Consider the following 23,126-nt stretch of genomic DNA (forward strand, 5'->3'; position numbering starts at 1 on the left):
TTAATCGCAGGTTTGTAGTAAGATTAAAAATATGATGATGCCAGCAACCCATTTTATCCAGCCAGGAATTTTTTCGATATCACCTGCTGTGGGCATAGCTGGTCCCGGAGCTTCCCAATAACTGATGTATCTGATTTTAGCTTTTTGTAAGTACGTCAGTTTACTCATTACAAAATTTACCAGGTTCTTGTATTGGCTGATTTTAGTTTGATTGCTTATGTTTTTTATTTTATCAACATTTTTTTGGGGTATTATCTCCTGAATCAGATTTACAGCCTTGTCCCAATCAACAGAATTTTCTATAGCATGATTTACCTTATCCCAATTAATAGTTTGATTGAAGCCCAAAGGCATTGAACGAACCTGTGCTTCGATTTTTATCTTATTGCTTTCGTATGCACTTTTAATAGACTGTAATAATGTGATCGCATCCGAAATCTCTTTATCCTTCATTTCCTCAAGCGTTTGAATGCTATCAGCAACTCTTTCTTTAGCAAGATTACCCACTGCAATCCCTTCTGCTATTTTTGCAAGCTTCATTGCAGTTTCAAAGTAATTCGTGCTTTCATGCTTTTCCTGACAGAAATTGAAAAATTCAATACTGCATTGGAGAATTTCATTTGCCAATTTGTCCGCTATCAAAATATATTTCTGATCATTAGCTCCCAAGGTTGCCTTTAATTGAGCAAGTTCATTATTCGTTGTTTCGAAAAGTTCCTGACCTGCTTTTGCTCCATTCCCCTTGTTAGCTTTACGTTTATTTTTTGTTGCTTCAATTTTTTGCTCTATTGGATTTGATAGCAGTTGAATAGATTGCCTCAGGAAATCTTCTTTTGCAGAAAACTTAATCTTGTTTACAATTTCAAGCAATTTGTTTTTGGGAACCCCTTTGTCCTGATAAAGATGATTTAGAAAAGCTAACTGTAAATCCTTCTTGCTTGTTTTATATGTTTCATCAGTCACAGACGAAACGAATTTTTGCACTAAATCGCTTTCAAGAAAATATAAATTTGCTATTATGCCTCTCTGTAGATTTCCATTTTGCTTTATCGTATTTAAAACAAAGCAATTATGAAAAGCTGAGTAGTTTTTTTCAGTAACAGGCTTCCAAAATCTCTTACCGTCATCTTTAATTTCTATTATTAGCCTATCCCAAATCTGGTTTGCAGTATCGGTATCTCCATCTTTCAAAGCATCAAATGCAGCTTCATCAGTTATTGGGTTACCATTCCAAAACCAAAATAAAGCAGCATTCATCTTATCTATGTCTAAATTAAGTTTTGACGACGCATCGTTTACACTATCAAGAGTTCTATTAAAAGTGCCTATAACAGGAAAACTAAAATCATCTTTTGGCTCTTGTTCAGCTTCCAGATATTGTTTAAGCCTAGTAATCTGCCGAGATTGTTCTCTAGCAGTTGCTCCAGCAAGTAAACCTAAGGTGCGGTAAGGGTTATTTTTTATTAGGTCCATATTTTCAAATTAGCGTAAAATATTAAATCTGCTTTAAAGAAACAACAGTTTGTAAAAACCTATAATCCGTTTGGTTATCTACACTTCCGCAAGTTTTTCTAAAATCTTCACCATCGCCAGCGTATCCAACTTACAATATTCAAGCAATGACTCTCTTATTCGCTTCTTTTCAGCCGCACCATCTATATTCAATAACCCCTCATATGCTGCCATAGCCGATCCACCTTCACCAATTTCCAATTCTTTATAACTCAACTCAGGAACAAGGGCTGGTAAAACAGATTTGATCGAATAGGATCCGTTCATTGAAGGGGAGTAATACCATTTCTTTTGAAAGGGCTCCATCAAATCAATAATGCGCTTCAACATTTTATCGATATCGGTTTTGTGTTCGGGAAAAAGATCCTGCAACTCTTTGAGCCGAGAACTTTCAAATGCTTTATTGTATACCACTATGTGACCCTTCCCTTTTGTGGCGGCAATCAGCTGATTAATAAATTCTTTCCTGGGGTCAGCTTCCGGTTTGCCCAGGAATTCATAATGTTTCAATTGTGTATCAGGAACTTCCTGCACATGCACCGAAAACTGGAAAGGAACATGCTGATAGGGTTGGCTGTTGTTATACAGAGGAACAGCCGGCATAAAGGTTTCAAAATCCATAAACACTAAGGGGTATTTTAACTGCTGTACCCAGTTCCTCAATTCGTTTGTTTCGATTTGTATATAATCCTTGAGATATGTTTCAACCTGCAACCGCTGTGAAGAAGTCAATCGATAGCCATTCGGCAATTGGTGAAATTCCAGAATACCCTGGTAATACAATTCGAATTTCTTCATAGCTTTCATTCTGCTTAGATTGAATACAGACACCTCTGGCACATGGCTCCAGCAATGCTCCATATATTCACACTCATAAGGATCAAAGCAATGTGTACCTATATCTTTCGAAGGCTCCACTTTTAATTCCAGTACTCGTTTGTTTTCAGCAATCCAGTTTTCCACTTCATTCTGCAAAGCCAAAACTTCTTTCTTAATTGATACGGTATTGAAGAGTTGTGTAACATCTAACTCACCCTGTCGAACATACTCAGTATTTAAATGAACAATATAAATATCAGAGAGAGTTAGTCCGGCATTTGATATCACATAATACTGTAAAGCTGCATCTTTAATATGCTGATCTTTTACCTCTGTAGTACTTTTTACTTCATATGCTGTCCATTTTCCTTTTTTGCATACCAGGATATCTATCGCCGCCATTACACGATCATATTGAAAAGTCGCTTCATAAATTATTTTCTCACCCGCTTCAATCCACTCGTATGTCTGGCGAATAGATTCAGCATAATGATATGAATCGATTGGAGTTGCATCCTTCCCCTCAGGAAAAAGCTGTTGTGCCAATTGACCAACATCAGTTCCCTTCTGAAATACCATTTGTTGAGCTGCTGAAATTTCCGGTCGAAGATCTGGACGCTTTCGATAATACCATAACCGCTTCGGGCATTGGATACCCATCATGCAGGTTGACTTAGAGAGTAAATGGCGCTTGGATTCTGGTAAGTGCATGGGCAGATGAATTTAAATAATTCACAAGCATCAGCTCAATAATCGAGCATTATTTTAATTACCGTGTGGTTTTATAACATAACTGTGTAAATGCAATCATTTAGTATGAACAGAAATTCTGTCAGTGTTGCCTAGTTTCTTCTATTCCTCCAACAAAAAATCCGTCGGAATATGTTTCACTGTTTTTGCACCCATGTCTTTGAGTCGTTCCACCTGCCGTGAAAAATTTCCCTTGCCAGTTGCCAATTGCTTGTATGCATCTTCATATGTTCGTTGGGCTGCACCAAGAGAATCACCGACTGATTTGAAATTGTGCAAAAAGCCTACAAATTTTTCATAGATAGCACCGGCCTGCTCTGCTATTGCTTCTGCATTTTTTGTTTGCTTATCAACCTTCCACATTTCTTCGACGATCTTTAAAATAGCCAGCAGATTAGTAGGACTAACCAAAATAATTCCTTTATCGTATGCATATTTCCAAAGCGTTTGATCCGATTTCACTGCTTCTAAAAACGCCGGCTCAATAGGCACAAACATCAATACATAGTCGAGTGTTTTGGCGTATTTCGGATAGTTCTTTTTACTCAAGCCATCTACATGACCTTTTATTGCACGTACGTGTTCATCCATCATCTTCGCAGCGTCTTCCGGAAGATCTGCACTTACTGAAGCCTCATATGCAATCAGTGAAACTTTTGAATCAATAATTACCTTACGCTCATCAGGATAATAAATCGTTACGTCGGGTTGTAATCCTCTCCCATTTTCATCCTTAATAATCGCACCTGCAGCATCCCTGATGAAATCCTGCACCTGAAAATGTTGCCCTTTAATTAACCCACTATTTTCAAGAATTGTTTCGAGTATCATTTCGCCCCAATTACCTTGCAGCTTTTTATTCCCTTTTAATGCGGTTGATAAATTGTGTGCCTGTTCGCTAACCAGTTGACTGCTTTCAACTAGTTTCTGCACTTCACGCCCAAGAGAAAACCGTTCTTTACTTTCCCTATCATAGGTTTCTTCTACTTTTTGTTTGAAATCACCAATTTCGGTTTTAAGGGGATCAAGAATAGCCTTCATGTTTTTCTCATTCGCCTCTGTAAATTTTTGCGTCTTTTCATCCAGAATCCCTTGTGCTAAATTTTTAAACTCAAATCGAAAGGTGTCACTTAGTTTTTCTAAATCTGCTTTCTGTGTTAGAAGCTTCTCGTTAGCAGCATTTAATTGCTCCTTCATGGCAGCAAGTTGATTTAATGCAGCCTGATAATCGAGCTGCATTTGCTGCGCTCTATTTTGCTCCTCTTCAAGTACGGATACTTTACCGGCTATTGACTGAAAACGACCAAAGTAATCCTCCTTTTCAATACTCAGTTTTTGATTCAGTTGATACAACTCATTATTTGAGCTTTCAAGTTGTCGGCATTTTTCAGTTAGCAAGGCTACAGATTTGCCAGCTTTGCTCTGACTAATAAACCAACCAATTAAAACGCCAACTACTAAAGAAATAAGGGATAAGATAATGTACAGCATAGATGTTGTCATAAAAGAAATTTAATAAAGAACAAATCTAATGGAACAGGTTGCAATCTATTTGCAAAGTGAAAATTGTAACGTTATAAATTATTTACCGTATAGTAAGTCGATAAATACCGCTATTATTCCGTTGGATATTTCTGAATCCAAATCCTATATCGTCTGCCGTATGTTCATGCAGATGAAAAACCGTCCAATCATCCGGCAGTTTAGGAAAAATTAAGATGAATGAAAAGCGTTCACCACTGCTGCTAAAATATTTCCGTTCCGGCGAGACGGGGATATTGATCGCATGGATTAGTTGAAGTTGTTCGCAGCTGTTTTCATTTACTAAATAAGTTGTGGGCCAAATGCAAACCCAGCCGCCCATGAGATAAATAGAAGGTGCGGTATACGAACAATGAAGCAATGTAACGCCATGCTCTTCAATTGAAGTAGAGAGTTCAACGTCGGATTGAATCAATTGATCGAGGTCAAATTGTAGAGACATATCGGGTAAGAATAGGTTTGTTGAAAGTACAAAAGGTGTTTGACACAGCTTAACAAAACCATTAAATAAAGCTACTATGCAAAAAAAGAGTTACTCCGTATCTATTTCCAATAAAACCGACACCGCTTCATTATCCAAAAGTTTTTGATCGGCTGTATTAATATATAATTCCTGATAGTTGGTAATTATTGATTCGAACGGGAGTTTCACCTCGGTATCGGCCGGGTAATACTCCAAGGCATGAAAGCTATCCGTCTTTACTTCCTGATTAAACAGATAAACACCCGGTGAAAGAATCCTTCTCTGGACCGGCAGATTACGCCAACCGATATCCAATTTCATTTGCTGGTTCGATTCAACTGTAATTTGTTTGCTTAGAATCTGATAGCCTGCAAATGCGCCTTGCATGATCATTCTGAATTCAGGTTGTTGCTGGTTAAGTTGGATTACAATAAACATGTGTCCGATTGATTTATGATACAAATCTAGATGGGCACATTGTAACCTATTTGCAAAGCAAATTTTAATTTTCGGCAGGGAAGTAGCGGTCGTAATCTATCTGCTCCCTTGTTTTGAAGAAGTAGAGGTCTTCAGGTGTCATAATTAATTCGGAACCTAAGGGCTGGTTGATAGAGAAATCATAATCCGGTATAAGTTTTCGGAATGCGTCTTTCAGTAAAGGATTTACTGCCATCAACTGATTCATCAAATTTCGGTAGACTCTGATAGATGCAATTATAAAATGTATACCGTATGCAGGCCCCTCGATCAGCAATTGTAAAAAATACAGGCCTGTGTATTTTCGATTTGTGATAACCAATTCAAAAATATCATCGGAGATAACAATCAGTGGAACGACTCGATTCATCTTCTTGGATGAATTTCTCTTCCGTTTCTTCAACTCCTTCAGCAGATCCTGCATAAAAATGTAACGAGATGCGACTGATCCCTGATCAGGATTCGTTCTGTTATAGAATGGGTAAGGCAGCGTTGAGATATTACTCCCAAACACCTTTACTACGTTCGTTTCAGACATCGCTAAGGCAAATCCTATCTCATTATTTGCTATACTGTTCTCCCAGTTTGTAAGCAAACATTGTAAAAAGTGATAGAGCTGTTCCTGATCACTATAAAGTAGAAACAGATGAGGAAGTTGGGAAAGTGGAATCTGACGTAATTCATTATTACTGGTTTTCCCAATAATAACCGACAACTCATTTATTTCAGATGCTTCCATGTTTACAAAGTTGGTAGCTAATTCATAAACTAAAAAAAGAGAAAGTTCTCACATTGCAAATAGGTTGCAATGTTGCCGATTAGCTTGCACATAATATGTGAGACTATAAAATAGATTTATTACGGCAATTCACCAATCGCAGTTTTCCAGAATTGGGATTTTTATTTTCACAGTCGCACAAAGTTTTTCACAACTAATTCCTGTGGATAAAAAGAGACTTTGTATTTATTCACAGGTGCTGTACTGTGAATTAAATAATCTCAATTTCATGCAAATACAACCAGCGAAATGAGTCCACTTGATGAAATCATAGAAGTAGAAAAACAGTTTCTTGCTGTTATCCTGAACGATCATGATACATACTTTCGGGTAGCCCACATTATTACTGCCAGTACCCGCTTCTCCGCACCAGAGCATCAGGAGATTTATGCGGCCATGCAGTTGCTTGTTGAACGGAATGATCAGATAAGACCGTCGACTGTTTTGTTTGCGCTGAAGGAATTGTCAGGAAGAGAAAATACGAATGCCGAAGCTCGTTTGAGGGAGTTAGCCGATATACAACCTGATGCATCGGCGATGGGTTCTTATATGAATATCATACACAGGAAATCCATTCGTGGAGAGTTTCATACTATCATTCAAAAATCGCAACATGATTTACAAAACCCTGCATTCGATGTGTTGGATCTGTTAAATGATATTCATACAATGACCTCTTCACTGTTAGCTCATACAACGAAAAATAAAGAACATACGCTGAAGGATCTGTGGAAATCACATACCGAGCGATTCAAACTAAACCAGGATACAGCAAATCAACTATCAGGTTTCTCAACAGGGTTTGAGAAGTTGGATGCTGCAATCAATGGATTACAGCCGGGCAGACTTTATGTAATTGGAGCTCGTCCTTCTGTTGGCAAAACTGCATTTGCAATTAACCTGATGCTGAATGTATGCATCAGTGCAGAAAAGCCTCGACGTGCTATTTATTTTTCGCACGAAATGAGTGCCGATCAATTGAGTCAACGGATCATGGCTTGTAAATCCGGAATCAAACTGGAGCATATTGCTAAAGGAGTACTGGATGAAAAGGAATGGGAATTACTTAATCAGTTCCAAATTGATGAAAAGACTAATGAAAATATCATTATTGACGACCGGCCCTCTGGCACTGTAAAAGACGTTAGAGAATCTCTGCATTTACATTCTGCAAATCCCATCGATATAGTATTTGTTGATCATCTACAATACCTGAAAAGTAAACAAGGCAGGTATCGTGATGAAGAACTAACTCATATCATGAAAGAGTTTAAGGAGCTTTCTTATGAATTTAAGATCCCGATTATTCTGATCTCACAGCTTAACCGAAATGTCGAAACCAGAACATCGGGACGCATACCAATGCTTTCAGACCTGAGAGAATCCGGATCAATAGAACAAGAAGCAGATGTCGTGATGTTTTTATATCGACCGGAATATTATGAAGTACTGACAGATAGTTCAGGCGAAGGCGTTACGGGAGAAACCCATTTACGTATTGCTAAAAACAGAACAGGGATACTTGATACTATTCATTTAAGCGCTTTACTGCATAATCAACGCTTCATACCTTATGACAAACTGCATGATCAACTCCATGAAATTATTGAAGCCAAAGAATCGGAGGGGAAATGGTCTAAACGCTTTCAGGATGAAAAGAAAAAATATGAAAAAGATGTAAACAACTTAGATCAAGAGGATACGCCTTTCTAATTAACTCAGAAGTCAATTCAGGTATTAACTTATAAATCAATTGAAAATTTATACAACTGATTATGCCGGGACAAACTCATTATGAGCGTTAACACCTAAAAAACAAACGCTTTGTGGCTGTGTAACTGCGGCCCTTGGAGATATGGGAACTACAGGACGGCTTCGCCTTGCAATAAGGCTTGCCTGCTCCGTTCCTCCGCATCCAAGCCTTATTGATATGGTGGTTCAGATAATTGATAAGTCCCGGCTATTTTTATGGAGATAAAACCATTTCATAGAAAGATTACTGACCTGCAGATACAGCAGTTCTTACACTTTAATAGTGTACATGATCTATCGCATCTAATAAACATCGATACGGACATTATCGAACATGTATTAGATGAACCCAAAAGATATCATGAGTTCCCTATCCCAAAAAGAAAAGGAGGAAAGAGACTTATTCATTCGCCTTCACGGCCATTAAAAGACATACAAAAGCGATTATCAATATATCTCACAAGAATCTATCATGAGTATGCTCCGGCATATGTACATGGCTTTATCCGGTCAAATAAAAAAACATCAAGCAGGAATATTTTAACAAATGCAACTCAACACCTGGATCGTCCTTATGTACTTAATATAGATATTGAAAACTTCTTCCCTTCTATTAATGCAGAGCTTATTAAAAGCGCTTTTAATAAGCTTCCCTTCCAGATGTATTCAGATGAAGGTGCCAGTATCATCAGCTTATTATTAACCAGAAATTGGATATTACCTGCAGGCAGTCCTGCATCACCCATTGTATCCAATATTATTTTCTACGAAACCGATATAGCTTTACATAAGTATTGCATAAAAAATAAGCTGGTTTATACCCGTTATGCTGATGATCTTACTTTCTCGGGAGAGCTTATCAATGATCATATGACAGAAGCAATAAAGAAAATTATTATTTATCATGGCTTCATGATCAATGATAAGAAGGTACGGTTACAATCAAAACAATCCGCTCAATATGTTACCGGTATCAAGGTTAATAACAAGCTAAATGTGAACCGGAAATATATCAGACAGTTGAGGTCGATATTACATGATTGGGAATCCAACGGAATTGATATAGCATCGACCAGGTATTATGCCGGCAAACTTCATCGTTATCAAAACAGACTGGATATGTATACTTCCTTTAAAGCTTCTGTTCACGGAAAACTGGCATTTCTCCAGCAAATTAAACAAGAAGAACCTGTTCTTCAAGGTCTATATAAAAGATTCATAGCTCTTAAAAACACCTACATGTAGAATCTGATAAAAGCGCTTTTATTTATCTTAAGTCTTACTAAATATGCGAAATAAGATTGTTTATTTAGATGATCAAGTATTATATCCAGATGCAGTAATGAAGCTTGTTGACCCAAAAAAAGAACGATTTCTTTTTATTAGGTTTCAGCATCCGGATGCCTGCTTAAAATATGTATTTAATTCGATAGAAAGTAATTCGAAGATTGATTTAATCATTACAGACTTTATTCATCCTGGTATGAATGGTTATGATTTTTCACTTTCCGTTCGTTCAATCGAATCTTCGTATTCATATTTCAAGCCGATCCCTATTATTCTATTGAGTTTCACAAACCCCTCCTACGAGCTATCTGAGAAAGATATACAAGAGCTTATGATAAAAAACCCAGATAATGACAGAGAGTATTATGAGCGCTATCGGGAAAACCGTCGGGCTTTTAAACAAGCAGTAGATAATAACTTCTTTTCAGCCGTTTTAGGAAAACATGTTGAAGGCACTGAAATATTGAAAGCTATTGAAAAGGCTTTGGAGAGCAATGAATAGCTAGATATATAAAAGCGCTTAAAAGTGCTTGTGCTTGCCTAAACAGTTTAACGACCACAAATCCGATCATGTTAGATTCACTATTCGTTTTTAATAATCTTAAGAACGTATTCACTCCTTCCGATATTCACTTTTAAGAAATATAACCCATTTGGTAAATTGCTGATACCTACATAGTGCATGAAATTTTCTGAATTAATATTAGCTCTATCGGTCACAAGTGTTTGGCCCAGCACATTTAATATCTGAAACGAAACATTTTTGAACTGGGCACCATTAATATGTAAATAAAAGAGCCCTGAGTTTGGATTTGGAGTTACAAACAGCTGATGCAAATCTTCCACGTTGCTTGTGCTTGTTGGAAACGAAACCTGAACATCAAGTATTCTTACATCACTACTATCACAAGTGTTTAAAGCTCTTACCGATACAGTATGATTACCAATTGATGTCCAATTGATATTTATCAAATTGGTATTTTGTCCGTTAATAATATTTCCACCGCCACTTATCGTCCAATAATACCCTGTTGCGTTAGCAGTACTGGAAATCGCATAACTAGTTGACTGGCCAATTGACACACTTGTGCTGCCATTAATAAGCAGTGGCGAATCAGGTTTCTTGTTAACGACGACTTTCAAAGTATCAGAGAACTGTACACAATTATCTATGTTCACAGAAACATAATAATTACCTGATTGATTAACTGTAATTGTTCTTGTAGTTAATCCATTGCTCCATTGATAAGTACAGCTTCCGCAATCCATAGCAGATAATATTACATTGCTGCCTTCGCAGAAAGTGGTAGGCCCGCTTGCTTTAATCAACAATCCTGACGGAGGAGCTTTGTAAAAAGAGGTTGTGATTATTGAACTCCAATTATTTAATGAATCCTGAAATTGCACATTGACTATATGATTACCTACTAATAAGTCAGATGTACAAATATCCTTCAATAACTCAAAATCACTACTTGGGCTTGCCAAGACCACAACAGTTGTATCGGATACTTTAGAATCAAACCAATACCGATACCTTTTCACTTTTTTTTCTTTTGCTTCGGCATTTAAGCTTCTATAGAAGAAAGAAGAAGTTATCACACTCCAAACTCCAACGCTGTTTTCAAATCGAGTGTGTAATACATGCAATCCAGGTTCGATATTTTTAACGGATAGATTTGACAAGATTTGTATATCGTCAAATTCGGATAAATTTAAAGAGACGCTATCCTTAACGTCATCGTCAATCCAGTATTGAAATTTTTTAATTTTCCCTAAAGTTGAATTCTGTATATATATAAAATCGCTGGTTGCGGTTGTCCAATGCTTACCATTTGGTTTAAATCGGAAATGAAGTGTATGCAAGCCAGTTGCAAGATTCCCAGATTCGATATCATTTATTAAGAAATAATTTGAACTACTAGATACGCCGGTTGAAATTTTGGAATTGTAATTATTGTCAAACCAATATTCATATTGTGCGCCTCCAGTTGGAATGTTTTGGTTAAGTTTATAAATTAAAGATGTGCTAATTGAACTCCAATGTTCTCCATCAGGCTTGAACCGTATATTAAATGTATGAAGCCCGGAAGATAAAGTTTCTAAGGAAATATTTTGAATTATAAATGCTTCTGAAGCAGGAAGAAGAAAGCCAAGTTCTTTCTCATCAAACTTATCATCTATCCAGTATTCATATTTTGACAGTCCTGCAGGAGTCAATGGATTTATCTTATATATCGTTTCTGAAAGATAACTGCTATGTCTATTAAATCGATCCGAAAAACCAATGTTAATTGTATGTAGTCCCGGGCTTAAAGATGCCATAGGAATGGAAGCTTTTAATTCGTAATTGTTGGCTGAGAGGTTTGAAACTTTGACATTATTATCAAATTCGTTATCAAACCAATACGAATATGCTTTAATAGGCTGGCCTGTAGATGTCGGTTGTGATGTGGCAACTACGTTCAATATTGTGGTAGCAAAGTTATTAGTATTATCACATTCCTCAATCTGACCTCTTCCATCAGCAGCGAAAAAAACATAATAGGTCCCCGTTGGAATCCAGGAAGGTATTTGCATTTGTTTCGAAAGACTTGCTGAAGAAGATTGTATAGAAAGAATTTCAGATACCTCCATCTCATCAATGTATATATCCCCATTTAAGCCTGGCGTTAATACATCATCCTCTGAAAGATGAATGTTGACAAAATGAGGAGCGTTGGCGGAAGTATTACCGATATTCTTCACTTTACACCCAATCGATATTGTTTGCCCGGAGTTAATTAATGAAGGATTTGTAAATTGGTCAATTACGATTAAATCAGAACAGTTGCCCAAAACTGTTATTTGTACTGTTGCAAAATTGTTATCCTCTACACATTCGCTTATAATATTAGTGCCATCAGCAGAAATAAAAATGTAATATGAACCAGGCGTTGTGTTTGATGGAATTGTAACATTTAAATTCAATAATTCTGTCTGAGTTCCGGGTTGAAGTGTTTGAGTTACCGATATTTCCCCTAAATACAAATCTCCATTTTGCCCAGGAGTAAGAATGTTGTTAGAAGATAAATGAAGACTTACAATGTTAGGTCCAGCACTCACGACTCCTTTAGCTTTTTCCTTAAATCTTATCGAAATAGTTTCACCTGGAATTACAGTTGATTTAGGAGTTGATTGGTCAACAATAACAAGCTCCGGACAATCCGAACATGCCATTGAAGAGTTAAGCGATTTTCTAAATATTCCATTAGCCATCGTCATTTCAATTCTCTTAGCTTGGTCCAATGTAAACATCACATGACAATCATCAGGAGAATAGCCCATATGATTGCACTCCATATCGGGTAAATTTTGAAGATCAGGACATGTATCATATTTATCTCTACATTCACTGGAGTTATAGCTATATTGAGGTGGAGTATCTTTGCATCTGTCACCCACTAAATATCCATCTTGACCACCCCCTTGACATTCAAAGATTGTGTTGCCAGCTTCGTCTTGTTTAAATGTTTCAAAAGTATGATAGAGGCCTAACCAATGACCTATCTCGTGGGTTGCAACTCTTCCTAAAGGATGGAGATTAAATATTACCTTATTAATGCCGAAATATTTACTATATATCCAGATACCACTTGTTTTTTCTGTTTCAATATTAAAGGACTGTAATGGCAACTCTGGAAATGTCGTTGTATCTGGAAATGTCGGGTATCGAGCGTATCCACTTAGAATCTCATTTAAAGACTGTTTCTTATCAGATACCCAAATATTCAAATATCTTTTAGGATCCCAAATTGTATTTGGCTTTATAATAAGCTCGAAATAATTTGTAAAAACTTCCCTGCTTTGAGTGCCAGCTACAATATCCCACCCTTTGGCCTTCCAATTTATTCGATTCACTCCAGGTTCTTGCAATAAGTTTCCATCAGGGTCTGTTTTTGCTAAGCAGAATTGTACTCTTGTGTTACCTGCGATGACTGATTGAAAATTACCTGGAGTGTTAATGACATCTGAATTACTACCAGAAAAGTCAGCATTAAGAACATCTATTTGGGACTTTATTCTATCCCATGAAATATTTTCATCCTCCCCAACTGCCTCTCCGCCATGTAAAACATGAACTACAACCGGAATGACATAATTCGTAGATGAGAAACGTCCTGTTATTTTGGCCTTCTCAAAATTTACAAGTCGTTTATTAAAATCACGATCCCAACTTAAAGACGGTGTACCAGCTCCACATGGCTGAAGAATTGGAAAAATTGAGTCTTTTGCCTGCCCAAAACAAAATTGGGCTAGCATACTCAGCACAAAAAAACACACACAAGTGTATAGCAATCTTCCCATTGCAAATATTTAGTTTACCTAATTATTGGTCCTGACTTTAATTTGAATATTCAGATTACCTAAGCTATCTGTTTGTGGAGCGATTTTCTTAAAATAGATATGAGGGTTTGAAGGTACCCATCCAGCACTTGTTGGACTAGAAGTCCCATAGATTCCAGCATCTGTTCCATCTGTACCAGAGTTTTTACCGGGGCTAGAAGATTTTAGCCGATAATTATCTTTAAAGGGATCAAAAGGTGATGCAGTATACGATTCAAATACTTCAGAGGCACTTCCTGCAAACATTGTATTCGTTTCAGAACCTTGTGTTGCTGCGCAGTTTTGAAAAGGAGAACTAAGTCCAATTCGAACATTGTTCGTAAATGAATTATTACAAACACTGCCGATACTTAAAGTGAAAAAAATATTATTCTCAAAGTTGCAATTCGTTACTGTACCAGGAAAAAGATAATTAAACGAACCAGAATTTGTATTTAAAAATATGTTGTTTTTAAATGCGCAAGAAGTTGGGTTGCCTGTAACACTACTACGAATGACATTATTTAAGAAAAGGTTCTCTGTTGCTTCACGAGCTAAAATTATATTGCCTGAAATGATGCAATCCTTCACAAGAATTCGTTTTGGATAACTTTCAAAAGGCGCAGTAACTGAAAAATTTAAATGGATATCGCCTCCAACCCTGCACCTCTTAATTGAGTAGTTTTCGAAACCAACTTCATTGGGATTGTATGAAAATGCAATATTTCCAGAAACAATATTTACCCCCTCAATACTCCCTCCTTGTGCGCCGTTATCCAAAATAAAGCTGTTTGAAATTTGAGTTCTGCCCGTTGCAACTGACGAATCAGGATGAATACCCGCACCAAAAATGAACAAACGTTTTTTTATTACAGGAGCGCTAAATGTTCCACCTGGCAAATATAAAAAATCGCCATCCTGTGCAACTGAATATGCCGAATCCCACGACGATCTTATAAATGTTTGACCATCTGGCCGTACAACAGCAAATTGTGGGGTTTGAGCACCAGTCTGATTAATAAAAAATTGCAGAGTCGAAACAATAAGTACTTTCTTTGTTATCGACAATAAAAGACTGGATTTGCCAATAGAGTAAATCTTCATTTGCAAACGCTTTACAAGTGTAAAAATTGGGTAATAAAGGTGTTTCAGAAAGGAGATTGAGTTTGTAGCTATATCAAATCTTGGTAGTATTATCCAAAGTAATCGACTAAATCTAATCTACAAATTATTTCTTAAATTCAAAGTGCTTGATACAAAATTATTTCGGGCACATAAATAAACCCTAGCAAATGTTTCATTTCCGATAAGCAATACATTATTAATCAATAAGTGCCTTCTCTATCTCTTCAACCGTAAATGTGTTCATAGCTTATTATTTCTTTAATACAAGATCTTCTTTCGCTGCCCAGATACCAATATCCTGTTTGCTTAATGCTGCTGCCATCAGATCTGGAAATTTATCGGGTGTACAGGCAAACACAGGAATGCCGAGTGTTGCCAGGAAGTTGGCATTCTCATGATCGTAAGAGGGTGCGCCTTCATCATTCAATGCTAACAATACAACTACCTGCACACCTGCTGCTGCAAGCTCTGTTGCACGTTTGCGCATACCGGCCACATCACCACCTTCATACAAATCGGTGATCAAGACCAACACAGTATCAGTAGGACGTGTAATAATTTGCTGGCAATAAGTGAGCGCTGCATCAATATCTGTTCCGCCACCTAACTGCACACCAAATAATAATTCAACCGGATCAGTAAGTTCTTCTGTAAGATCAGCAACCGCTGTATCAAACACAACCATCTTTGTTTTGATGGCAGGGATAGAAGCCATCACCGATCCAAAAATACCGGAGTACACAACCGAGGTGCCCATGGAACCACTCTGGTCCAAACAAAGCACCACATCTTTTAACGATGTACGCTTACGGCCATAACCGATTCTTGTTTCGGGAATAATGGTTTTATACTCGGGTTGATAATGTTTCAGATTTTTCTGAATGGTGGCATGCCAGTTGATCTCGTTATGTTTAGGTCTTCTGTTTCTTGTACTTCTGTTTAAACTTCCAACAACAGCCTGTTGCGTAGGTTGCGCCAGCTTCTTCATCAACTCATCTACTACTTTACGCACCACCATGCGTGCTGTGTCTTTTGTTTTATCGGGTATCACATGGCTTAAGGTCATGAGTGTTGCTACAAGATGCACATCGGGTTCTACATTTTCCAGCATCTCTTTTTCAAACAGCATTTGCGTGAGCTCCAATCGTTGCAATGCATCTCTTTGCATCACCTGTACAACCGTGTTGGGGAAGAAGGTTCTGATATCACCTAACCAACGGCTGACGTTGGGCGATGAAGGACCCAGCCCGCCTTTGCGATCTGTATCGTACAAAGCACCGAGTGTTTTGTCCATCTGCAGATCATTGCCCTGCAACGTGAAACCTGTTCCATCGCTCTGTTCTCCACCGAGGATCATCCGCCATTTACGTATCAGTTGCTCGTTTGCCATTGGTAATTGTTTTGTTTCATTAATAGCCCAATAGTTTCAATACAATCGGTATTCCTTTTGCTGCACGTTCTTCATCAATACCTGTTTGCACTTGTTTTGTGATAATACCTGTGCCACCTGTTTTTACTTTCTCACCTAACTTCCTGCGTTCGGGTTTGGAGAATTCAGCAAAGGTTCTGCGTAACAGTGGCAGCACTTCAATAAATACTTCGTCTTCCAATTTCTCCACCCAACTGTTTACTACACTCCAGAGATCCTCATCCAATAATAAAATGGTGCCGCTTCCTTTTAAAAAACCTTCGAGCCAGGAAGCAGCAACTGCAGCTGCTGTTGATTGCGACATGGAATAGTAAAATACTTTCACCAACTCATCACCCTGTAACAATTGATGATCGTGTAACAAGCGTGTGCAGTAACCGGCCAATACAGGTGAACTGTTTTTGTTGGCTGAAATGGCTTGCAATGTTTGTTGCCACTCTTCTTCAATTTCTTTGTGCTGTAACAACTGAACAGATTCGTTCATGCTCACAAACAAAGGCAGTAAATCCAGTGCAGCATCATCTGCAATACCTGTACTTGCTGCAGGTAAACTGATGCAGGTGCGGGTGATCATACTCTCAACAATACCTGTTACCAGTTCTGCATCTGTTTTGCGTACGTTACCATAACGTGTAACATTTACCAGCCCGGGTATCACAGCCATAAACTGAATCACATCCGTACCTGTTGCCGCAAGATTGTTGATTTGTGTAATGAGTTGCTCAATAGCAAGCGGAAGTTCAGCAGGCAGTGTGCGTTCCAATAAACCACATACCTCATTGAGTGATTGTGATTCCCCTGTTTTTGAAACAATGTATTTTGATGTTGCTTCTTCAACCGTATTACCCCAGTTTCCTTTTTCAATGATCTGGATCGATAACTCCGGTTGCCATTGCAGGCGCCATTGTTCTTTAAAGGTTCCCTTGCCTGCTACATCACTTCGTTGTCCCCAATGTATGCCGAGTAACTGCAGTCGATGCAATAACACACTTCGTTCGAGATCGTTTTCTTTCCGTAAGTCGAGTGTATAATCTTTCCAATCGGCAGTGGATGGTAAACGTAATCGCTTTTGTTGTTTTTCAATATCTGTTTGAAGAGGAGGTTTGGGAATATCAACCGGTACTTCACCGATCTTATCGCTTACAATTAATTCATCATGTACAAGTGACATACGGATCACTTCACCATTACAAATAACACTGAGTGTTGCTTCATTCAATTCTTCCAATCCTGCTTTGGGTAGATTACGCAAAGCAGCTAAAGATTCGGACAATCTTACTGCTTCCATTACATGTGCAACAGAAGTATCCATTTGTTTTGAACGAAAGAGCTTGGCTACTTTTGCCATCCATCTTGTTCCATCATCGTATGGATAATGCCAGATATGATCATACCAACCCGGTGAGGCAATACCGGCACCATAACCACTGTACATACTTAAGCGGTTATATGTCCACGGTACCCATGTACATTCTACTTTTACTTTCGGCAATCCTTTCAGCAGATCATTATCTTCTTTTTGTTTGGGCATGTTGAGCAAAGCAGGTGCATGCCATGCGCCACAGATAACGGCAATGTTTTGAAACATTTCTTTTTCTGCCTGTCGGATTGTTTTACGCATATATGCTTCACGTAAACTTTCTGTGCGGTCATCCTTCGAAGGAACTTCATCACGCAATACCTGCATGGCTTCGTTTACTGCATCAAACACTTCTTCGTTTTGATGACGATGCTCAAACATATGCTCCCACCATTTCTCTCCATCATCATAACCTGCCGCTTCTGCTAAATAAGAAACAGGATCTTTCCTTATGATCACTATGGGTTCAGCTTCATTATTGCTGATGCTGTAATTGTTGATTGTATCAATGGTATCTCCTTCATCCTTTTCATCCGACGCTGCCTGTTGTTCTGCTGCTTTCTTTTCCTCTTCTGCATCAAGTGCAAACTGGTGTGCAGCAGGCAGATCCATGAAGCGGACATGAATATTATTCTTTCGTGCATAGAGAATGGCTTGCCACTCAGGTGAAAATTCTGCAAACGGATAAAAGGAAGAATGTTTGGTATTATCGGGTTGAAAACAAAGAATGGCCACCGGTGGTTTTAAATCGCTGTGCGATACCCATTGCAAAACAGGATCAGCATCTGGCGGACCTTCCACCAAAACAATATCCGGTTTTGTTTTCTCCAAAAACTCTTTTACGTTTCTGGCAGAACCCGGACCATGATGTCGTATACCAAGAATATGTATTGCCATTGAATGAGCTGCTGATTATTGATTAGATGCCAAGATCTCGACAAGCCCTGTAAATATCTTTCCATTCATCTCTCGGCTTTACCACCGTTTCTAAATATTCCTGCCATACAATTTTATCCTGTACCGGATCTTTTACCACAGCACCAATAATACCTGCAGCCAGATCATTTGCTTTTAATTGTCCATCTCCAAAGTAAGCAGCCATTGCTAATCCGTTATTCACAACAGAAATAGCTTCTGCTGTACTGAGGGTACCACTGGGCATTTTAATTTTTGTCTTACCATCCATGGTAACACCACTTCTCAATTCACGAAAGATGGTGACAATGCGACGGATCTCCTGCAACGCAGGTGGCTCTGCAGGCAACTCCATAATTTTTTCAAAACTTTCAACCCTGCGTTTTACAATATCAATTTCTTCATCCATTGAATCAGGCACAGGAAGGATCACCGTATTAAAACGTCTTTTTAATGCACTGCTCAATTCGTTTACACCTTTATCTCTGTTGTTGGCAGTTGCAATTACATTAAAACCTCTTACTGCCTGTACTTCTGTATTTAACTCAGGAATAGGTAATGATTTTTCTGAAAGAATTGTGATCAATGCATCCTGCACATCAGCACCAATACGTGTCAACTCTTCAATACGTACAATCTTACCATCTTTCATTGCACGCATCACCGGTGTTTCCACCAATGCTTTTTCAGTTGGACCTTCTGCCAATAACCGTGCATAGTTCCAGCCATAACGAATCGCTTCTTCACCTGTACCTGCTGTTCCTTGTACAATTAATGTTGAATCGCCACTGATAGCAGCCGCTAAATGTTCACTCACCCAACTCTTGGCAGTACCGGGCAAACCATATAATAACAATGCACGATCGGTTGTTAATGTAGCTACGGCAATTTCCATCAGTCGCTTGTTACCGATATACTTCGGTGTTACTTCAAAACCATTTTTCAGTTTACCGCCGATGAGGTAAGTAACTGCCGATTGTGGAGACAGATGCCAGTTAGCAGGTCGTTTATCCTGATCTTGTTTCCGTAACTCTTCCAGTTCCAATGCGTATAATTCTTCTGCATGTTGACGTAAGATGGTTGCCATAATGATGTATTTAAGCGGTAAAGTTTGTTATGATTTGATTTTTTAAGTTGAGCAGTTTCACTAAATACTCTTTCGTTTTATTCCAGCTGTTCTGTTGGTATTCTTCTGCAGGTATAATCAAACCCAGTTCTTTTTCAATAGCAGAAGGGATGCGTTCAATATGTTGACTAAAGAATGATCGTGTATAATGATAAGGATTATTTGCAGCGTGCGTTAAAATCTTTTTTGTCATTTCAATACTCCATTCCCTCTTGAATTCAACAGCATAACGAATAATGGCATCTGCATGATCGGCAAATGAACGGTTTGAATAATATTCCTGTTGCTGTGCCGGCAACATCGGGATCAGATCAATATAAAACGTACTGCAATACTGCATCATAAACACTGCCCATTGATGCTGTTTGAATTGCAACGTAGCCAGAACTAATGCCGTGATCATTTTTTTACCCGTGGTATCTTTCTCAAACAACTCGATGATCTGTTGGGGCGATTTACCTAACTGCTGCTCCCAAAATGTTGGTGGCACAAACTGTATGAGTTGATAAATGATAAACTCATCGTCGCTAAACTCTTTACTGTTACTGCTCAGCTTTTCAATTCCCGATTTGAATATTTCGGGATCAATATCTGCAGGCACCTGAAACGAAAGTGAGGTCTTACTCATCATGCCCAACAATGCCTTTTCTGTTTTTAGGGTCACAGCTTTTTGTAACACATTCATGTATTGTTGCACTAATCCAGAGCCGGGAATCTGCTTTAATAATTTCAGTGCTTCTTCTTTTACTTTCTTACTCTTTTCGTTTTGTAGTGATTCAAGAAACAAAAGATCATCATTGCTGACATTGATTGACAGTATTTCTAAAAAAGCAACTTTTGTTGCTGCATCTTCCTGTGCCCATGTTTGTTCAAGTAAAACTCTTGCAGCAGCAGGATCAACAGAGCGTAATTCAGTAAGTACAGCTTTGCGTTGATCTGTTGTACCTGTATTCCAAAGTTCTTCCTGTGATTGCGATACAGAAAAATTCCACTCCGGATTAAACTGGCATAACCATTCGCCACGTTTACCTGTACAAGGTGCGATGGCGGCTCGTAGTTGTTTATATTGTTTGCCGATTGCAAATAAAGAGGGAATCATTTCTGGCGATACCAACCTGTTTGCCTTTGCACAGGCTGTTAACCATAACTGTAACAACGATTGACTTTCTTCAAACAGGATATCCTTTAACACCTGCATGGCTGCAGGACTGCAGTATTGTTTTTCTTCAGCAGGTGCCTGTTCAATGCCAACGGTTTCCTTTTTCAATGGCAGCACAGCGCATTGACGATAGTTATACGTGAGTGATGCCAGTTGCAGAAACTTCTCTTCCTTATCAATCGTTGTATTTTCTGTAATAACAGCGGCTGCTCCGGCAAGTGTTGGCACAAGCTCTTCCACACCGATCATTTTTTTATCGGTGCCCATCATTGCCGTGTGTATAATCTTATTCCATGCTTCCATTATTCAATGCTGTATCGCTTATTGTAGTAGTTTATATTCATCGTGCAGCCAAACACCAACTGCTTCGTATTGATCTTCCCGTCCGATCAACGCCATGTCTAATGCTTCGCCTCCGCTGATCGCTAACAGCTTCCAGATGTAACGTTGTTCGTTTTTCAACAACATCATTTTCTGTTCTGCATCCTGCAACCACCATTGCTGATTGTATTGTACGGGTTTTAATTTGCTGATGAGATAAGGTCGTTCCCCTCTTACAGGCAACTGACTGTTTAATGTTGTTTCTGCAGCCAACACTTCATCCCAGTTTTGATAACCGCTGAAACTTGCTTTCATGGTTGAAGCAATCTGTCGTTTTACAATTGCTCGTAAAGGAGAAACAGAAGGAAAGAATACCAACTCTGCCTGTACAAATATTCCCGGTGTGAACGTTAATTGACCTCCTTGTCCACGAACGATGAACTGTAAGATCAATGCATATTGTTTCGATGCAGTGCCATATAACCAATAACGTTCGGTGGTAATATTATCTACTTCTGAAGTTTGTTTTGCTAATACAAGCCATGTATCGGTTACACCTGTTTGTTCTTTTAACTCTTCCTGGTTTTGTGTAAAGCCGATCCATGTGCGGATGTCTTGCTGCAAGGTTTCATCCAGGGATGCTGTATTCTGAAATGCTTTCGTGGCAAGATAGATGACAGCTAACTGATCCATGAACTTACTCTGCCAGCCTTCTGCATAAAAGTTGATCTCTCCTAATGAACGCACCATGCCTGCCAAGCCTGGCGCCTGCGCATCCACCATTCGCTTTGCCATATTTTCAAACCAAAGCGATCCCTTGTCGGGCATGGTTAAGATGCCGTTCCGTACAATATCCTTCAACCACAATTGTAATTCATCAATACCATCAGTTACTTTCAGCTCACGTGCCTGTGTGCGTTTTGCTCTTGCCGCTTCATCAACAGGTTTCTCTTCTTTCTCTACTTGTTTCTCTTTCTTCTCAACACGTTTACTGATCCAGTCTTCTACCCATGCAGGCATTGTTGAAGTGCTGAAATCATTTGGCTGACGGGCATTGTACAGCAACAATCCTAATCCATGTTTGCAAGGAAATTTTCTGCTGGGGCAGGAACATTTGAAGGCAATATTCTGCAGATCGATTTGTGTTTGATAGGGCTTACTGCCACTTCCCTGACACTCGCCCCACAATGCCTGTTCGTTAGCGCCTTTGCTTACCCATTTGGATGGGTTCGCTAAATCCTTTCCTGATTTTTTGGAAGACTCATCGGGGGCAAGATTAAATATTTGTTCTTCGGTGAATTGCAAGAGGAAAAATTTGAGGTTTAAATATATCGACAAACTAAAAACAACCCAACAAGATTGCAGGATTATTTACGAGTAGTCAATTCAAAGCTTTCAATAAAATAGCTATCTAAGATTGATTTTTTTACTTCAAGTTTTATAACATATGAACTTTTTAGTTGCTGCAAATCATATCCAGCTACAGAATAGTACTTTGAATATCTTTTATCCAGGAAAATAAACGAGATTTTGTCATAGCCAATCGTATTGACGCTCTTTATTCTGCAGTCATAATACTCGGAATCAGAAGAAGTTGCGCTTTGTGCAATAAGAAGATTAATTGGTACTCGTAACGCAAATTGAAAAAGACCTGAAAAAAAGATAATGCCTACAACAAATCCCAAGACATAAAATTTATCCCGAAACTTACGTAAATAGTATTCTTTATATTTTCTGTAACGGATATATATGAAGACTATAATAACCAAAAATGAAAACATCAAGCAACCCAGCGACAAAAATCGGGGGAAATTTAGAACTTTGCTGTTTGTTAGCTGGTATAAAAAAACAATAAATGCCGATATTAGATAGAGCCATCTGCGCTTAAGCAGCCGAGCAATAAATACATCCTTTCTAAATTTATCATTTTTCATTACTCATCAATT

General features: G+C 38.4%; 17 protein-coding genes. 3 read left to right on the top strand and 14 right to left on the bottom strand.

Going from position 1 to position 23,126, the window contains the following annotated elements; genetic code table 11:
* The 6 genes from H4075_RS19925 to H4075_RS19950 all read right to left on the bottom strand — a co-directional run bounded on the left by H4075_RS19925 (window position 1) and on the right by H4075_RS19950 (window position 6,302).
* Window positions 1–1,473, bottom strand: coding sequence for a hypothetical protein (locus tag H4075_RS19925; RefSeq protein WP_182802568.1), 1,473 nt, complete (start codon window positions 1,471–1,473; stop codon window positions 1–3).
* A gap of 78 nt (window positions 1,474–1,551) precedes the next feature.
* Window positions 1,552–3,042: a DUF2779 domain-containing protein gene (locus H4075_RS19930; protein WP_182802569.1), complete on the bottom strand. Its 1,491-nt coding sequence runs from the start codon at window positions 3,040–3,042 to the stop codon at window positions 1,552–1,554.
* A gap of 141 nt (window positions 3,043–3,183) precedes the next feature.
* The gene (gene rmuC / locus H4075_RS19935; protein ID WP_182802570.1) at window positions 3,184–4,584 is read right to left on the bottom strand and encodes a DNA recombination protein RmuC; all 1,401 of its coding nucleotides are present in this window, start codon (window positions 4,582–4,584) and stop codon (window positions 3,184–3,186) included.
* An 82-nt stretch (window positions 4,585–4,666) separates the two neighbouring features.
* Window positions 4,667–5,065: a hypothetical protein gene (locus tag H4075_RS19940; RefSeq protein ID WP_182802571.1), complete on the bottom strand. Its 399-nt coding sequence runs from the start codon at window positions 5,063–5,065 to the stop codon at window positions 4,667–4,669.
* Between the two features lie 90 nt (window positions 5,066–5,155).
* A complete protein-coding gene (locus H4075_RS19945; RefSeq protein ID WP_182802572.1) occupies window positions 5,156–5,524 on the bottom strand; it encodes a hypothetical protein in 369 nt (122 codons plus the stop codon).
* A gap of 64 nt (window positions 5,525–5,588) precedes the next feature.
* Window positions 5,589–6,302, bottom strand: a complete 714-nt coding sequence (locus H4075_RS19950; protein ID WP_182802573.1) for a hypothetical protein — start codon at window positions 6,300–6,302, stop codon at window positions 5,589–5,591.
* A gap of 288 nt (window positions 6,303–6,590) precedes the next feature.
* On the opposite strand from H4075_RS19950, the gene H4075_RS19955 reads away from it, so the two are divergent.
* The 3 genes from H4075_RS19955 to H4075_RS19965 all read left to right on the top strand — a co-directional run bounded on the left by H4075_RS19955 (window position 6,591) and on the right by H4075_RS19965 (window position 9,882).
* Window positions 6,591–8,054, top strand: coding sequence for a replicative DNA helicase (locus H4075_RS19955; RefSeq protein WP_182802574.1), 1,464 nt, complete (start codon window positions 6,591–6,593; stop codon window positions 8,052–8,054).
* A 255-nt stretch (window positions 8,055–8,309) separates the two neighbouring features.
* Window positions 8,310–9,338 carry a reverse transcriptase family protein gene (locus H4075_RS19960; protein ID WP_182802575.1) on the top strand — a complete coding sequence of 343 codons (1,029 nt, stop codon included), beginning with the start codon at window positions 8,310–8,312 and terminating at the stop codon, window positions 9,336–9,338.
* 43 nt (window positions 9,339–9,381) lie between these two features.
* Window positions 9,382–9,882: a response regulator gene (locus H4075_RS19965; protein WP_182802576.1), complete on the top strand. Its 501-nt coding sequence runs from the start codon at window positions 9,382–9,384 to the stop codon at window positions 9,880–9,882.
* 80 nt (window positions 9,883–9,962) lie between these two features.
* On the opposite strand, the gene H4075_RS19970 is transcribed toward H4075_RS19965, so the two are convergent.
* The 8 genes from H4075_RS19970 to H4075_RS20005 form a co-directional block, all read right to left on the bottom strand.
* Window positions 9,963–13,727 carry a CARDB domain-containing protein gene (locus tag H4075_RS19970; RefSeq protein ID WP_182802577.1) on the bottom strand — a complete coding sequence of 1,255 codons (3,765 nt, stop codon included), beginning with the start codon at window positions 13,725–13,727 and terminating at the stop codon, window positions 9,963–9,965.
* Between the two features lie 18 nt (window positions 13,728–13,745).
* Window positions 13,746–14,849 (bottom strand): hypothetical protein, encoded by a 1,104-nt coding sequence (locus H4075_RS19975; RefSeq protein ID WP_182802578.1) that lies wholly within the window; start codon window positions 14,847–14,849, stop codon window positions 13,746–13,748.
* A 271-nt stretch (window positions 14,850–15,120) separates the two neighbouring features.
* Entirely contained in the window at window positions 15,121–16,260 is a 1,140-nt protein-coding gene (locus H4075_RS19980) for a VWA domain-containing protein (RefSeq protein ID WP_182802579.1), read from the bottom strand.
* Window positions 16,261–16,279: 19 nt separating this feature from the next.
* Complete coding sequence (locus H4075_RS19985; RefSeq protein WP_182802580.1) at window positions 16,280–18,556, bottom strand: DUF5682 family protein; 2,277 nt, start codon at window positions 18,554–18,556, stop codon at window positions 16,280–16,282.
* 22 nt (window positions 18,557–18,578) lie between these two features.
* Window positions 18,579–19,661, bottom strand: a complete 1,083-nt coding sequence (locus H4075_RS19990) for an ATP-binding protein (RefSeq protein WP_182802581.1) — start codon at window positions 19,659–19,661, stop codon at window positions 18,579–18,581.
* Between the two features lie 10 nt (window positions 19,662–19,671).
* Window positions 19,672–21,162 carry a DUF5691 domain-containing protein gene (locus tag H4075_RS19995; RefSeq protein ID WP_182802582.1) on the bottom strand — a complete coding sequence of 497 codons (1,491 nt, stop codon included), beginning with the start codon at window positions 21,160–21,162 and terminating at the stop codon, window positions 19,672–19,674.
* A gap of 18 nt (window positions 21,163–21,180) precedes the next feature.
* Window positions 21,181–22,485, bottom strand: a complete 1,305-nt coding sequence (locus H4075_RS20000) for an SWIM zinc finger family protein (RefSeq protein ID WP_182802583.1) — start codon at window positions 22,483–22,485, stop codon at window positions 21,181–21,183.
* Between the two features lie 62 nt (window positions 22,486–22,547).
* Entirely contained in the window at window positions 22,548–23,114 is a 567-nt protein-coding gene (locus H4075_RS20005; protein ID WP_182802584.1) for a hypothetical protein, read from the bottom strand.
* Between the last annotated feature and the right edge of the window lie 12 nt (window positions 23,115–23,126).

This window comes from Lacibacter sediminis, assembly GCF_014168535.1.
GTDB lineage: Bacteria > Bacteroidota > Bacteroidia > Chitinophagales > Chitinophagaceae > Lacibacter > Lacibacter sediminis.